16 protein-coding genes are annotated in these 13770 nt (G+C 69.0%); 3 read left to right on the top strand and 13 right to left on the bottom strand.

The window, feature by feature from the left end; translation table 11 throughout:
• The first annotated feature begins 11 nt into the window (after positions 1-11).
• Positions 12-797 (top strand): Stp1/IreP family PP2C-type Ser/Thr phosphatase, encoded by a 786-nt coding sequence (locus VHR41_02290; GenBank protein HEX3232998.1) that lies wholly within the window; start codon positions 12-14, stop codon positions 795-797.
• On the opposite strand, the gene VHR41_02285 is transcribed toward VHR41_02290, so the two are convergent.
• Positions 794-1261, bottom strand: a complete 468-nt coding sequence (locus tag VHR41_02285; protein ID HEX3232997.1) for a GNAT family N-acetyltransferase — start codon at positions 1259-1261, stop codon at positions 794-796. The two genes, VHR41_02290 and VHR41_02285, sit on opposite strands and share 4 nt — an antisense overlap.
• Before the next feature lie 63 nt (positions 1262-1324).
• Between VHR41_02285 and VHR41_02280 the strand changes: the two genes are divergently transcribed.
• On the top strand, positions 1325-1681 hold the full coding sequence (locus tag VHR41_02280) for a hypothetical protein (GenBank protein HEX3232996.1): 357 nt from the start codon (positions 1325-1327) through the stop codon (positions 1679-1681).
• Positions 1682-1792: 111 nt separating this feature from the next.
• Here VHR41_02280 and VHR41_02275 read toward each other — a convergent pair whose 3' ends face one another.
• The 6 genes from VHR41_02275 to VHR41_02250 form a co-directional block, all read right to left on the bottom strand.
• Positions 1793-2263 carry a DUF411 domain-containing protein gene (locus tag VHR41_02275; protein ID HEX3232995.1) on the bottom strand — a complete coding sequence of 157 codons (471 nt, stop codon included), beginning with the start codon at positions 2261-2263 and terminating at the stop codon, positions 1793-1795.
• Between the two features lie 54 nt (positions 2264-2317).
• Entirely contained in the window at positions 2318-3625 is a 1308-nt protein-coding gene (locus VHR41_02270; GenBank protein ID HEX3232994.1) for an HD domain-containing protein, read from the bottom strand.
• Positions 3622-5223 (bottom strand): phosphoenolpyruvate carboxykinase, encoded by a 1602-nt coding sequence (locus VHR41_02265; protein ID HEX3232993.1) that lies wholly within the window; start codon positions 5221-5223, stop codon positions 3622-3624. Before VHR41_02265 ends, VHR41_02270 begins: the two co-directional genes overlap by 4 nt.
• A gap of 145 nt (positions 5224-5368) precedes the next feature.
• Positions 5369-6031, bottom strand: a complete 663-nt coding sequence (locus VHR41_02260; GenBank protein HEX3232992.1) for a hypothetical protein — start codon at positions 6029-6031, stop codon at positions 5369-5371.
• Complete coding sequence (locus VHR41_02255) at positions 6028-6633, bottom strand: hypothetical protein (GenBank protein ID HEX3232991.1); 606 nt, start codon at positions 6631-6633, stop codon at positions 6028-6030. Before VHR41_02255 ends, VHR41_02260 begins: the two co-directional genes overlap by 4 nt.
• 32 nt (positions 6634-6665) lie before the next feature.
• Entirely contained in the window at positions 6666-7538 is an 873-nt protein-coding gene (locus tag VHR41_02250) for a deoxyribonuclease IV (GenBank protein HEX3232990.1), read from the bottom strand.
• 17 nt (positions 7539-7555) lie between these two features.
• Between VHR41_02250 and VHR41_02245 the strand changes: the two genes are divergently transcribed.
• Positions 7556-8878 (top strand): diguanylate cyclase, encoded by a 1323-nt coding sequence (locus VHR41_02245; GenBank protein HEX3232989.1) that lies wholly within the window; start codon positions 7556-7558, stop codon positions 8876-8878.
• On the opposite strand, the gene VHR41_02240 is transcribed toward VHR41_02245, so the two are convergent.
• The 6 genes from VHR41_02240 to VHR41_02215 form a co-directional block, all read right to left on the bottom strand.
• Entirely contained in the window at positions 8879-10057 is a 1179-nt protein-coding gene (locus VHR41_02240) for a peptidoglycan DD-metalloendopeptidase family protein (GenBank protein ID HEX3232988.1), read from the bottom strand.
• A 49-nt stretch (positions 10058-10106) separates the two neighbouring features.
• The gene (locus tag VHR41_02235; protein ID HEX3232987.1) at positions 10107-10976 is read right to left on the bottom strand and encodes a permease-like cell division protein FtsX; all 870 of its coding nucleotides are present in this window, start codon (positions 10974-10976) and stop codon (positions 10107-10109) included.
• A complete protein-coding gene (gene ftsE / locus VHR41_02230) occupies positions 10973-11668 on the bottom strand; it encodes a cell division ATP-binding protein FtsE (GenBank protein HEX3232986.1) in 696 nt (231 codons plus the stop codon). Before ftsE ends, VHR41_02235 begins: the two co-directional genes overlap by 4 nt.
• Before the next feature lie 13 nt (positions 11669-11681).
• A complete protein-coding gene (locus VHR41_02225) occupies positions 11682-12833 on the bottom strand; it encodes a PLP-dependent aspartate aminotransferase family protein (GenBank protein HEX3232985.1) in 1152 nt (383 codons plus the stop codon).
• Entirely contained in the window at positions 12830-13375 is a 546-nt protein-coding gene (locus VHR41_02220) for a hypothetical protein (GenBank protein ID HEX3232984.1), read from the bottom strand. Before VHR41_02220 ends, VHR41_02225 begins: the two co-directional genes overlap by 4 nt.
• Positions 13372-13770 (bottom strand): hypothetical protein (locus VHR41_02215; GenBank protein HEX3232983.1); only part of this gene is annotated, 399 nt, incomplete at its 5' end. The genes VHR41_02220 and VHR41_02215, both read right to left, overlap by 4 nt.

Below are 13770 nucleotides of genomic sequence, written 5' to 3'. Positions count from 1 at the left end.
CATAGGTCCCCGTGCACTTCACTTGTGCCGCTCGCACCGATGTTGGCATCGTCCGTTCGGGCAACGAAGACAATTATCTCATGCTCGCGGAGCGCGGGATCTTCATTGTGGCCGACGGCATGGGGGGCCATGCGGCGGGCGAGGTGGCAAGCGAGATGGCCGTGCGCATCACGTCGCACCAGATCGGCTCGATCCGGGGACTCTCCGACGAGGACGCGAGTGAGCGGGTCCGCGCCGCGATCCGCTCGGCCAACGACGCGATCTTCGAGCGCACCCTGTCGGAGCAGGACAAGCGGGGCATGGGCACGACGGCCACCGTCCTGGTGCTCATGCCCCAGCGCTACCTGATCGGCCAGGTGGGGGACAGCCGGGCCTATCTCCTCCGGCGCTCCGAGCTGAGCCAGCTCACCAAGGATCACTCTTACGTCCAGGAGCAGGTGGATGCCGGACTGCTGACGCCGGATCAGGCGCGGGTGCACCCGTACAGCAACGTCATCACCCGCTGCGTCGGGGCCAGCATGGACGTGGTGCCCGACATCTATTTCGGGAATCTGGAGGCCGGCGACATCATCCTGCTCGCCTCCGACGGGCTGACCGGCATGCTGGAGGATGAGCAGCTCAACCGGATCCTCACCGGTGACGGCGGGCCGCAGCACTGGGTGGACCGGATGATCACCGAGGCCAACCGGCGGGGCGGATTGGACAATATCACGGCCATCGTGATCCGCATCGATTCGGTGGAGAGCACCACCGGCGAGCAGCCGGCCGTCGCTGCCGCCGCGGGCGGGACCAGCTAGCTCGCGGGGAGCTCCCGCTCGAGCCGGATGTTGGCCCGGGCGAATCGCTCGTGCTGCTCCAGCGGCACCTGGACGAATCCGTGCCTCTGATACAGCCGGATGGCCGGGCCGAGCACCGTGTTCGAGACGATCACCACGCGTCGGGCGCCCGCCCGGCGGGCGAACTCCACCGATGCCTCCATCAGCAGGTCTCCGTAGCCCCGGCCTCGCGCCCCGGGCGAGACGGCCATCTTGGCGATCTCGAAGATCCCCGGCTCGTGGGGCAGCACCGCGCAGGTCCCCTGGACCCCGTCCGCATCGATCACGAAAAAGATCTGCCCGCCGGGCGCGATGACTGCGGCCTCCGGATCGCGGAAGATCTCCCGGTCGGCATCTTCCAGCACGAAGAAGGTCTCGATCCAGTCGCGGTTGAGGCGCTCGAAGTCGACGCGGTATTTCTCTCGATAGGTCTCGATGCGGGCCATGGTGGTCTGAGGTCGGTCACGCCGGTATTGTTCAGGGTGTCACTTCTTCCGGATGGTGGTACGATGCGCGCGCTGGTCCGGCCCCTGCTGCTCGCTCTCCTCTTCGGCGCCTGCAGCCATGGCGGCGGCTCCCCGCAACCGGCTCCCGACCGCAATGCCGGGGCAACCGTCGAAGTAGAGAATCAAGACTTCGCCGATATGACGATCTACGTGCTGCCCAAGGGTACGCGGGTGCGCTTGGGTCTCGCGGGCGGGCACTCCACCACCCGGCTGCCCATTCCCGCCTACGTGCTGCAACCCGGCCTGCAGCTCCGGTTCCTGGCGGACCCCATCGGTGGCTCGCGGGAGCCGGTGAGTGAGGAGATCTCGGTCGAGCCGGGGGAAACCGTCGAGCTGACCATCCCAGCCCAGTCATTGTGAGGGTGGGGGAAAGACGGTAAGGACGGGAAGGGCGGGAAGGTTCGCGCATGTAGGGCTCTGTGTTGCTTTCCGTCTTTACCGCCCTTCCCGCCCTTACCGTCGTTCCCGTCCTCAGTGCCTCGCGTAGCTCTGGGTCTTCCCATCGAGCTGGAAGGCAAGCACTTCGTACGGCTCGGCCGGCGCGCCGGGGGAGGCCATCCCTGGTGTGCCGCCCGGCATTCCCGGCACCGCGAGTCCCGCGATCGCGGGGTGTCTCGCGAGCAAGGATCGGAGGTCGGCGGCGGGCACGTGGCCTTCTATCAGGTACCGGCCCAGCACGGCCGTGTGACAGGAGCGGACGTCTTTGGGCACCCCAAGCCGGTCCTTGACCGAATCCATGTCTGCTTCGTCGTGGACGGTCGGGGTGAACCCGGTGGCCCGGAGGTGGTCCACCCACTTGGCGCAACAGCCGCAACTGGCGCTCTTGTAGACCACGATCGGCGTTGCCAGATCGTTCCGGGCCTCCGCCAGCAGCGCGCGACCGCCCAGCGATGCGAGCACCACTCCGGCCGCCTGCCCCACGAATGTGCGACGTGTGATCATCCTAACTCCTGTCCCTGGGGTTTTCGTCTATACCAACATCGCTTAGATAAGGACCTAGATAAGGATCGCTTCGCCGGCCAACGCGCGCTCCACTTCGGCCGCCGGCCAGGTGATCAGCTCCAGCAGCCCGGTGAGCGGGCGAGCCGGCGTCCGCGCGACGAACACCCGGAGACGCCGCGCGGTGCGGTAGAGCTCGTCGGCCACCCGGGGCAGGCCCAGCTGGCCGGCGCGCCCCTCATCGGTCAGCCGCTCCACCGCGCCACTCCGGGTCCGGAGCGGTAGATCCACTCCCAGCATCGACGACCGCACCGGAAAATCCAGCAGCAACTCCCCCTCCTCGAGCCCGACCTGCCGGGCGAGCGCGTCCTCCACCCGTTCCAGCAGCGCCGGATCGTCCGCGACCCACGGCTGTGCCTCGGGAGAGACATCGCTGGCAGGCAGGTCGAGCGCGCGCTTGTGGAGGCGCCTGGCCCGGATGGCGAGCGCCAGCGGGTTGCCGTCCCGGCTGATCAGCAGCTCCATCAGCCCGTCGTCGGTGGCCTCCGCGATCGACTCCGCCGAGAGGCTTCCCCGCGCCACGGCGGCTCGCACCGCCCGCTTGAACATGCAGGTGGCCGCCCGCACCGCGTGGTGCCAGTACACGTTGCGATACATCTGGTACTTGGCGAACAGGAGCGACTCGAGCGCGCTCAGGCCCTTCTCCTGGACACCCACCTGGTGCCGCCCGGGTCCGGTCTCGACCAGCGTCAGCGTCGCCAGCAGGCGATCGACGTCGACCGTCCCATAGGGGACGCCGCACATCCTGGCGTCGCGGCTCAGGTAGTCGATCTTATCGAGATCCAGCGAGCCGGAGATCAATCCCTGTAGCGGGCTCGCGCTCCTGCCGGCGATGAGATCCCCCACCCGGTCGGCAAATCCGCGGCCGCCGATCTCGGTCAGGACCTGGCCCAGCTCCCCCTGCCTGAGCTTGGCCACGCCGAGCGTCTCGTGGGAGGGAAAGCCCGCCTCCTCCAGCGCGTGGCTGAACGGGTAATGGCCGATGTCGTGTAGCAGCGCCGCCAGGCGCACGGCGAGGCAATCCTCCTGGGCCACCAGGTCGAGCTCGCCGTGCTCTTCCAGGCTGGCCAGCGCCCGGCGAGTCAGATGATACGCGCCGAGCGCGTGCTCGAATCGGGTGTGGGTGGCGCCGGGATACACCAGGAAGGCATGTCCCACCTGTCGCACGTAGCGGAGGCGCTGAACCGTCGGCGTATCCAGCGCGAGGAGGGCGGGGCGATCCAGCCGGATGTTGTCCCACAGAGGGTCGCGGATGACCTCCAGCTCCGCGCCCTCCCGGGGCCGCGGCCCCGTCCGGCGGCTCACACCGCGGGTCCCGCGTCCGCCACCGATGCGGGCACGCCGGCGCGATACTGCTCGAAGTTCTCGCGGAACATCTGGGCCAGCTTGCGCGCCTGGGCATCGTAGGCGGCGGGATCGGACCAGGTGCTTCGGGGCGACAGCACCTCCGCCGGCACGCCAGGAACCGCCACTGGCACTTCCAGGCCGAAGACCGGGTCACGCGCGAACCCCGCGCTGTCGAGCTCCCCCGCGAGGGCGGCCCGCACCATCGTTCGGGTATACGAGAGCTTCATCCGGGTCCCCCGTCCGTACGGTCCACCGGTCCAGCCGGTGTTCACCAGCCACACCTTCACGCCGTGTCGCTCGATCCGCTCGCCCAGCATGCTGGCGTATTCCCCGGGATGACGCGGCAGGAACGGTGCCCCGAAGCAGGCGGAGAACGTCGCCGTCGGCTCGGTCACCCCGCGCTCGGTGCCGGCCACCTTGGCGGTGTACCCCGAGAGGAAGTGATACATCGCCTGCTCCGCCGTGAGCCGCGCGATCGGCGGCAGCACGCCGAAGGCGTCCGCCGTGAGAAAGACGATGTTTCTGGGATGGCCGCCCGACCCGCTGGGCAGATGGTTGGGGATGTAGGAGATGGGATAACACGCCCGGGTATTCTCGGTGAGCCGGTCGAGATCGAAGTCGACCATTCGGGTGGCCGGGTCCAGCACCACGTTCTCCAGCACGGTGCCGAACATCTGGGTAGCGGCGTAGATCTCGGGCTCGCTCTCGGGGCGGAGCCGGATGACCTTGGCATAGCAGCCACCCTCGAAGTTGAAGACTCCGCGGTCGCTCCAGCCGTGCTCATCGTCGCCGATGAGCTGCCGGGTGGCGTCGGCGGAGAGGGTGGTCTTGCCGGTGCCGGAGAGTCCGAAGAACACGGCGGTGTCTCCCGCCGGGCCCACGTTGGCCGAGCAGTGCATCGGCAGGACGCCCTGGGCCGGCAGCAGGTAGTTGAGCACGGTGAAGATGGCCTTCTTCATCTCCCCCGCGTAGCGCGTGCCCCCGATCAGCACCAGCTTCTTGGCGAAGTTGAGGACCACGAAGGTGCCGCTGCGAGTCGCATGGCGCTCGGGATCGGCTTGGAGGTCCGGGGCGTGAAGCACCGTGAAGCCCGGCCGGAAATGGGCCAACTCAGCGGGGAGCGCGCGGATGAACATGTTCCGCACGAAGAGCGCGTGCCAGGCGTTGGGGGTGATGAAGCGCACGGGGAGCCGGTAAGCCGGGTCGGCCCCGCCGAACAGGTCCTGCACATAGAGCTCACGGGCGTCGAGGTATCCGCGCACGTCGTCGTACAGCCGGTCGAACGCCGCCGGGTCCAGCCGGGGGTTCCGCTCCCACCAGATCCGGTCCGCGGCGCCGGTCTCCTCGATCACGAACTTGTCCTTGGGGGAGCGCCCGGTGTGTGGCGTCGTCACCGCGGCGAACGCCCCGTGATCGGAGAGCTGTCCTTCGCTCCGGCGCAAGGCGTGTTCGATCAGGGAGGGCGGCGTCAGGTTGGCGTGGATCCGGATAGGAAAGAGGCCGTGCTCGACGAGGGTCAGACTCTCGCGAGAAACTGCGGTCGTCTCGGTACTCATACGCTCCTGGTGCGCGTGGCGCGGAAGAGGACGTCCCGACGCCGGCAACGGCCGACGTCCGGGCCGGAAATCTCGACCGGTTACCCCTCCGGGGCAACCGCGCGTCCGTGCCCCCGAGCCGGGTCCGTTACAGTCGCCGGACGGCTCAGGGCTCGACGATCTGCACCGTGGACGGCAGGTGGTATAGCGACTGCGCGGTGTTTCGGTCCCGCTGGCTTGGCTGGGAGACCGTCGGGTCGGCGTACATCAGGTCGGTGGCGGTGAGCGAATGCCGAAAGATGCCCAGCGAGTGTCCGAACTCATGCAGGGATGTGAGGGCCACGCACTCGGCCAGACCCGGGGCCCCGGGGTCCGATTTGGGATCGACGTAAATCCGGATGGGTAGCCGGAGGTCCTGATGATCGTCGGTGATGTCGACGTCGGTCTCGCCGGAGCATTGGGGGGCGAGGGCGCTGTGCAGCCGGAGCCGCGCCAGCTTGGGGCCGGCCGGTGGGCCCGCCCGGACGATGACGTCGGCGGCCGAGGAGTCGCTCACCACCGTAGCGTCGAATTCGCGATAGAGAAACTGGTGGCGCCAGGTGGTGATGGCCTGGGTGATGTCGGCCGGCAGGTCGCTGGCATCCTCTACCCATACCCGGACCGGCAGACGGTCCGCCGGCCAGTGAAAGCTGATGGTGTCGGTGCCGGTGCCCCGTGGCTCGAAGAGCCGCCACTCGTAGAGATCGCTCCTGAGCGGGGAGGCGATGTCGCCGCAGGCAAGCGCCGCCAGCGCGAACCCGAGGGTCATCCAGCGGTGGCGCGGGGTCATCGGGTCCTCCGGGCCAGACCGATGGAAACCGCGATCCGGCTCACGCTTTGGTTCTGGGCGAATCCCTCGGTGCGCAGCTCCTCAGTGGTGAACCGGTGGAAGTCGTACCCGACCGAGCCCATCAGATCCCAGGCGGGGAGCACCGGCCGCCGATAGTCCAGGCCGGCACCGACCAGGAACCGGGTCGTGCCGCCCGAGAGGAAGATCCCTTCCTTGTCGGCAGGCCAGTAGTGGATCGCACCGAGCCCCGCGCGCCAGCGGATCTGGCTGGTGATCGGTCCCTGCACGCCGGCCACCAGGGTCCCGGTCCGGAGGGTGCCGAGGTCGGTCTCCGCGCCATTCTCGGAGCTGTGATACTTCCCTGTGGCGAACGTGCCCTCGATCGCGGCGCGGTAGCCGGTCGGGCCGACCGGGATCGAGCCGCCCAGGGCGAGCATCGGCGCGATCGACTGCCGTACGGTGATCTCGGAGATGACAATCACGTCACGCAGCAGATTGCTCGCGCCGACCGCGCCCAGCCGGGCATAGTACTCCGTCTGGGCCGCGAGGCCTGGGGCCCTGGCCGGCAGCAGCAAGGCCAGGAGCAGGATTGTCTTTGGCATGCCGTGGAAGATGCGGGCGAAGGGTGGGACGGTCAACGCGACCGGGGGCGGGCGTAGGCCCTGAGACGGCGCAACATGCGACGGTCCTGGGTGAAGCCGTCGTCTCCTTTCGGAGTCTCCAGGATCTTGACCACCCCGGCGAACCGCGGGTCGCGCATGATCCGGCGAAACGGCTCGGCCCCGAGGGAGCCCTCGGCGATCAGCTCGTGCCGGTCGCGCCGGGAGGCGAAGCCGGTCTTGGAGTCATTGAGATGAAGACAGTGCAGGTGCTCCAGCCCTAGCACGGCCTCCCACCGCTGCCAGACGCCGTCGTACTCCTTCACCAGGTCATACCCCGCGGAGTAGAGGTGGCAGGTGTCAGCACAGAATCCCACGCGGTGGCGGACCTCCTCGCCGATGGCCGCGCGCAACGCGGCCAGCTCCTCGAAGGTGCTCCCCAGTGCGGTGCCGGTACCAGCCGTGGTTTCCAGGAGCACCGCCACCGAGCCCGGCACCGCCCTCAGGCAGCGGGTGTAAGCCGCCGCGTTCCGGAGCAGACCGGCCTCACGGTCATCGATATAATTGCCCGGATGCGACACCACGTGAGGAATTCCCAGCGCCTCGCAGCGCTCCAGCTCGGCCCGGAAGGAGGCCTCCGAGCGCTTGCGCAGGACTGGATCGGGCGACGCGAGGTTGATTAGATAGGAGTCATGCGACACTATACGTGCGATCCCGCTTCGCTCGAACTCGCGTAGGAACGCCGTCCGAGCCTCGAGCGCTACCACCGGTTCACGCCACTGACTGGGGGTCTTGGTGAACACCTGGAGCGCGGTGGCCCCGATCTTCAGCGCGCGGATGGGCGCAGTGGCGATACCGCCCTGTACCGAGACGTGGGCACCCAGCAGCTCGTGACCCGACCGATGCATTTCATCCTCGCGATCATGTGACCAACGGCAATCATCCCGAGCCACTCGCTCGCCTGCGTCTGGTCCTGACGGGCGATGCGTCGGCCAGACCCGAGGGGCTCGAGCGGGCGCTCACCCGCGCCGGCTTCCACCTCACCGAAGTTCTCCCACCGACGGGGGAAGCCCCCCCGGACGCTCTGCTCATCACCCTCGCGCGCCATGACGACGGGCGAATGGCCCAGGCGCTCGAGAGCCTGGGGCAGTCTCCTCCGCGGGTGGTCCTGTTCGCCACCGAGAGCCACGAGGCTCCCACCGCCGCCCTCGGCGCCGGGGCCGACGACGCGCTCGCCGCACCGGTGCATTTTCCCGAGCTCTGCGCCCGGATCGAGGCCCGCATCCGTGACCGGCAGGCGCCCCGCCGCACACCGTACGAGGCCCAGGTACGCCGCGCCCTGGAGGATCTGCTGGCCGAGGCGCGTGGGACGCTGCAGCCGGCGGAGATCGTGCTCGCCCTGGTGCGCCGGCTGGCCCGCGCCTTCGCCCTCGCGCGCTGCTCCTTCGTGCTCACCACCCCAGGTGAGGAGGAGGGTCGAGTCGTCGCCGAGATGGCGAACGGCCACACCGAGCCACGGCTTGACCTCTCCCGCTACCCCGAGATCGCCGAAGCGATACGGAGCCGCCGGCCGGTGACCATGCCGGATGTCCAGGGCGCGGCGCCGGACGTCCCGGCCGGGACTCTGGTGGTCCTGCCCGTGCTCGCCGAGACGGCGGTCCCCGCCGTGCTCCTGCTCCGACCCGGATCCAGTCAGCCCCACCTCAGCGCGGCGCAGTTGGAGCTGGCGGCGACTCTGGCCCAGACGGCCGCGCGCGCGCTGGAGAATGGATCCGGCTCGCACCGCGATGCCAAGCACGAGATCCAGCTGCTCGATCGCCGGCTGCAGGAGGAGTTCGAGCGGGCCCGCCGGTACTCCCTGAGCTTCAGCCTGGTGCTGCTCGACGTCGCGGCCGGCGCGGACGCCACAGCCGCGGGCGAGGAGATGCGGCGGGAAGTGGGCGTCCGGCTCCGCCGCGAGCTGCGCCTGCCCGACTTCGTGTCCCGGTATGATCGCGACGAGTTCGCCATCGTGCTGCCCGAGACCGGGACCCAGGGCGCGCGCCGGAGCGTGACCCGCATGCGGGAGCGGCTCGGCACCCTGGCGGCGGAGCCGGGCGCGGCGGCGGAGCGCCCCAGCTTCAGCGCCGGCATCGTCTCGTTTCCCCATCCGGCTGCGGCCCAGCCCGATGACATGTATGCGCTGGTCGAGGCGGCACTCATGCGGGGGAAGGCCCAGACGGGGGAGCGGATCGGCATCGCGGAGTGACTACTTCCGGCGCAGCCACTCCGCGGGATCCAGCGCCACCTGGTTCTCGCCTCGGATCTCGAAGTGCAGGTGCGGGCCGTAATCCGAGTTCTGCCCGCCGACCGTACCGATGACTTCCCCTTTGGCCACGGCGGCCGCCAGGCGCACGCCGGCGCTCAGCAGGTGGGAGTACACCGAGTAGTAGCCGTTGCCGTGCTCCAAAACGATCGTCAGTCCATACGTGCCGAACTGTCCCACCAGTCGCACCTTCCCCGATTCCACCGCTTTCACCGGCGTGCCCACCGCGGCGGCGATCCCGAGTCCGTTCCACCGGATGATGCCGCCACTCGGCAGCGTGTCCCGCCCGAAACGGTAGACGATCGTCCCTTCGACGGGCCAGTCCAGCTTTCCCAGGTCGGCGGTGGTAATCGAGCCCGGCGTGCTTACACCGCCGCGGAGCGCCCCTCGGGCCGCCTCGTCTCGGCGGGCCCGTTCCAGCGCGGCCAGGAGACCGTTGAGCCGGGCCTCGTCCTTCTGCAGGGTGGTGAGCCGTCGCTCCGTGCTTCGGGCGGACCGCTGCAGCGCATCCAGCCGGCGCGACCTGGCTTCGGCAAGCTGACTGTACTTGGCGTATTCGGCCTCGCGCTCCTCCCGGGACCGGTCGAGTTGCTTGCGCACGTCGAGGATATTGTTCCGCTCGCTCACCACACGGTTGCGCAGGTGCTCGACGTCGGTCACCAGCGCACGATCCTGCCGGCTGGTCAGGTAGAGGTACTTGTAGCGACTGAGCAGCTGGCCGAACGATTCGGCCGCGAGGAGCGCCTGGAAGGTGTAGAGCGGGCCACGCTTGTAGATGTCCACCAGCCGGCGTTCCAGCACGGCGCGGCGTTCGGCAAGATTGTCCTCCGCCAGGATGAGCTCCGCGCTGGACCGGTCGAGCTGGGACGCCAGTCCGCCGATCTGGCGCTCGATCTCGCTCACGATCCGCTGGGTCGACTCCCGCTGCCGCTCCAGGTTGCTGAGCTCGTCGTGTACGTCGTGGACCTGCCCCTGGAGCCGGAGCTGCTGCTCCTGCAGCCGATCCCGTTCCCGCCGGATCTCCTCCAGGCGACGGCGACTCTCCTCGAGCTCGGAGGGCTGCTGGGCATGGGCCGGGGCGGCGAGGGAGGTAAGGGCGGTAAGGACGGTGAGGTTGTGCACGAAACGCTTTACCGCCCTTACCGCCCTCCCCGAGCCCGCCCTTGCCGCCCTACACATGCCTCAAGTGCCGCCCCACGCTCACCAGACTGCCGCCCAGACCGAGCATGAACCCGAACACCAGGATCAGCAGCATCTGCTCGGGTCGGAAGAAGACCAGCCCGGCAAAGGTCCCGCCGCTGCTGTCCCGGAAGAGCAGGTACCCGGCATAGCAGAGCAGCAGCGAGAGCAGGCCGCCAAGAATGCCCTTGAGCGCCCCCTCGAGCAGGAACGGACCCCGGATGAACCAGTTGGTGGCGCCGACCAACCGCATGACGCTGATCTCCCGGGCCCGCTGCATCAGGGTCAGGCGGATGGTGACGCCGATGATCACCACCGCCACCGCCGCGAAGGCGAGGCCGATCACCAGCCCGACCAGTCCGGTGATGTTGCGCAGGTGATCGAGCTTGCGGACCCAGTCCCGGCCGAAGCGGACGTCCTCCACGAAGCCGAAGCCCCGAAGCCGCTGAGCCACCCGTTCCACGGTCGCCGCGTCGCGGTACCCCTCCTTGAGCCGGACCTCGATCGAGGCGGGCAGCGGGTTCACCTGCAGATCGCGGTACGCGTCGCGAAACTCGACCAGCTCCTGCCGGGCCCGCGCCAACGCCTGCTCCTCGGTGACGAACGCCACGTCCTTCACCTCGGGAAACGCTGCGATATCCTGGCTAGCCAGCGTGATCGTCTCTGCCGGGGTGCCGCGGAGGACGAACGCCACGATCTCCACCCGCTCCTCCAATCCCCGCAACGCCTGGCGCAGGTTGATGGCCACCAGCCCGAACAGGCCCAGAGTAAAAAGCGAGAAGGCGATGGTGGTGACGGAGAGCGCCGAGAGGAGTGGTGCGCGGCGAAACGAGAGCAGGGCCTCCCGGGTCAGCAGCCTCACGTGGCCGCCTCCGCCGCGTCGGCCTCGTCCTCGGCGCTATCGTACACCACCGAGCCATCGCGGAGCTCGATGGTGCGGTAGGTGGTCTGCCGCACCAGATCGAGGTCGTGCGTGGCCATCACCACCACGGTGCCCCCGGCGTTGATGTCGCGCAGCAGCTGGAACACGCCGCGGGTGGCCCGCTCGTCGAGGTTGCCGGTGGGCTCGTCGGCGATCAGAATGGCCGGGTCGTTCACCAGTGCGCGGGCGATCGCTACCCGCTGCTGCTCGCCGCCGGAGAGCTCCCGGGGGTAGGCCCGGCTCTTGGCGGAGAGGCCCACCTGGGTGAGCACCCGCATCACCCGCGCGGCGATGGTGTCGCTCCGCGCGCCGGTCACTTCCAGCGCGAAGGCGATGTTCTCGGCCGCGGTGCGGTCTTCCAGCAGGCGGAAGTCCTGGAACACCACGCCCAGCCGGCGGCGCAGCTTGGGGACCTCCGCCGGGCGCAGGTCGCCCAGGCTATAGCCCGAGACCCGCACCTCGCCCGTAGTGGGCCGCTGCTCCGCGAAGAGCAGCTTCATGATGGTCGATTTCCCCGCGCCGGAGTGTCCCGTGAGGAACACGAACTCGCCCTTGCTCACGCGGAAGGAGACGTCCTTGAGGGCCAGGGCGCCGTTGGGATATGACTTGTGAACGTGGGAGAGGCGGATCACGAAAGGAAAATAATCACCCGAGCGCCTGCGCCAGATCAGCGATGATGTCGTCGCTGTCCTCGATCCCGCAGCTCAGCCGGAGAAAGCCGTCCGGAATGCCCAACGCCGCCCGGGCCGACGGCGTCTGATCCTTGTGGGAGGTGAGGCGGGGCTCGGAGACCAGCGACTCCACCCCGGCCAGGCTGGGTGCGTGGAGGATCAGCTTGAGCCGTTTGAGCATCCGCTCCGCCGCTTTGGGTCCGCCCTTGAGCTCCAGCCCCACCATGCCGCCGTAGCCGTCGAGCACCTTCTTGGCGCGCTGGTGATCCGGATGCGACGGCAGGCCGGGATAGTGCACCTTGGCGAACCCCGCCTGCGCCTCGGCCCAGCGCGCGACGGCCAGTCCGTTGATGTTGTGCCGCTCCATCCGGAGCGCCAGCGTCCGCATCCCCCGGTCGACCATCCAGGCGGTGTGCGGATCGATCGCCTGACCCCACCGGCGTACCAGCCGGTTGACCTCCTCCACCAGCGAGGTCGACCCCGCCACGGCTCCGGCGACGACGTCGCTGTGGCCGTTCAGGTACTTGGTGGCGCTAGTGATCGCCACGTCGGCGCCGTGCTCCAGTGGGCGGAAGTTGATCGGGCTGGCGAAGGTGGAGTCGACCAGGAGGGCGAGCCCGAATTCCTTGGCCACCTGCGCCACCGGGATCATGTCCACCAGCCGCATGAGCGGGTTGGTGGGCGTCTCGACGAAGATGGCGCGGGTGCCCTTCCGCACCGAGCGGCGCCAGAGTCGGGGCTGGTCCGGCCGGACGTAGGTAATCTCGATCCCGAACCGGCCCAGCTCCTCGTCGAACAGTGCCTGGGTGCCGCCGTAGATCCAGCTGCTGCTGAGCAGGTGGTCGCCGGGGCGGAGCACCGCCAGGTGGGCCAGGGCCGTGGCCCCCATCCCGCTGGCCAGGAAGATCGCGTCCTCCGCCCCCTCCAGCAGGGCGTACTTCGCGGCCACCGAGACCTGATTGGGCGTGTTGCCGTAGCGACCGTAGAGAATGTCTTCCTGGGAGCCGACCGGATTGGTGAACGTGCTGCTCTGGACGATGGACGGCGCCACCGGCGACCAGTCGGCCCGCCGATGAGGATTACCGTGGATCGCCGTCGTCGAGAGTCCGAGGCGGCGGGGGGTCATGTGATGAGAAGCGGGTGATACAGCTCGCCGTCGCGACGCACCAGACGTTGCAGCTCCAGCGACTGCAGCGCCTCGCGGCTCCGCGCCTCGCTCCAGGCCAGGACCCGCGCGAGCTCGGCCCCGCTCAGCGGCCCCAGCTCACACACGTAGGCGAACGCGGTCCGCGCGTCCGCGCTCACCCAGCCGAGCAGCCGCGGAACGCCGTGATCGTCACCCGGCAGCGCCACCATCACGAGCCGGTGGTGGGTCAGCACGTGATCGATCGCCTCGTGCTGGTCCTCTCGCAGCCCCTGCAGCACCAGGAAGCGGACGCCGCGCTCGGTATCGGCCAGGAGCAGCTTGGCCACCACCTCGTCGGCGCAGCTGAAGTCGAGCAGCTCGATGTCGGAGAAGTCCAGAAAGGCCGTCTGGCAGCTGGAGTGGGCCAGCGCCTCCTCGATGCGGGTGCGCACCGCCACGCCGGTGGGGCGGGTGACCAGATTGCGGTAGGGCGCGGCGACCGTCTCACGCAACAGGTGGCCGATCCGGATGGTTTCGATCATCGGACCTCGGCGCTCTGCGCGGGGATGGTGATCTGCACCTGGGCTCCGGGAAAGAAGGGGAGGTGGTCGCTCAACGGAACATCCTCATCCCAGGCGGGCACGATGGCAAGTCGGGCCGTGCCGCTGCGGATCGAGATCTTGCCCTTCCATTGGTCGAGGAACCGCTTGATGGCGGCGAGGCCCTGGCCCCGGCCCGGATCGCGGAAACGGCTCACGTTCTGAATCAACGCCGCCTCCAGCGCCGCGCCGTCGCCCCAGCGCTCGCCGTAGCGCTTGGCCTGGGTGCTCTCCAGCGATCGGCGAAACCCGATCCCGGCGTCGCTCACCGCGATCACCGCCACCCGGCGCCCCAGCCGGCGGCGGAACGTATAGGCCTGCACCGCGACCCATCCGCT

The organism is Gemmatimonadales bacterium (assembly GCA_036265815.1).
Classification (GTDB): Bacteria; Gemmatimonadota; Gemmatimonadetes; order Gemmatimonadales; family GWC2-71-9; genus CAVVWJ01.
Note: the sequence above shows the minus strand (reverse complement) of the source record. Positions and strands in the feature narration are given on the sequence as shown.

Bases quoted from the DNA above. Each gene is read 5' to 3' on its own strand.
- VHR41_02255 (HEX3232991.1), bottom strand. From the start codon at position 6,633: ATGCCAAAGACAATCCTGCTCCTGGCCTTGCTGCTGCCGGCCAGGGCC.
- VHR41_02275 (HEX3232995.1), bottom strand. From the start codon at position 2,263: ATGATCACACGTCGCACATTCGTGGGGCAGGCGGCCGGAGTGGTGCTC.
- VHR41_02285 (HEX3232997.1), bottom strand. From the start codon at position 1,261: ATGGCCCGCATCGAGACCTATCGAGAGAAATACCGCGTCGACTTCGAG.
- VHR41_02220 (HEX3232984.1), bottom strand. From the start codon at position 13,375: ATGATCGAAACCATCCGGATCGGCCACCTGTTGCGTGAGACGGTCGCC.
- VHR41_02225 (HEX3232985.1), bottom strand. From the start codon at position 12,833: ATGACCCCCCGCCGCCTCGGACTCTCGACGACGGCGATCCACGGTAAT.
- VHR41_02280 (HEX3232996.1), top strand. From the start codon at position 1,325: ATGCGCGCGCTGGTCCGGCCCCTGCTGCTCGCTCTCCTCTTCGGCGCC.
- VHR41_02260 (HEX3232992.1), bottom strand. From the start codon at position 6,031: ATGACCCCGCGCCACCGCTGGATGACCCTCGGGTTCGCGCTGGCGGCG.
- VHR41_02250 (HEX3232990.1), bottom strand. From the start codon at position 7,538: ATGCATCGGTCGGGTCACGAGCTGCTGGGTGCCCACGTCTCGGTACAG.
- VHR41_02265 (HEX3232993.1), bottom strand. From the start codon at position 5,223: ATGAGTACCGAGACGACCGCAGTTTCTCGCGAGAGTCTGACCCTCGTC.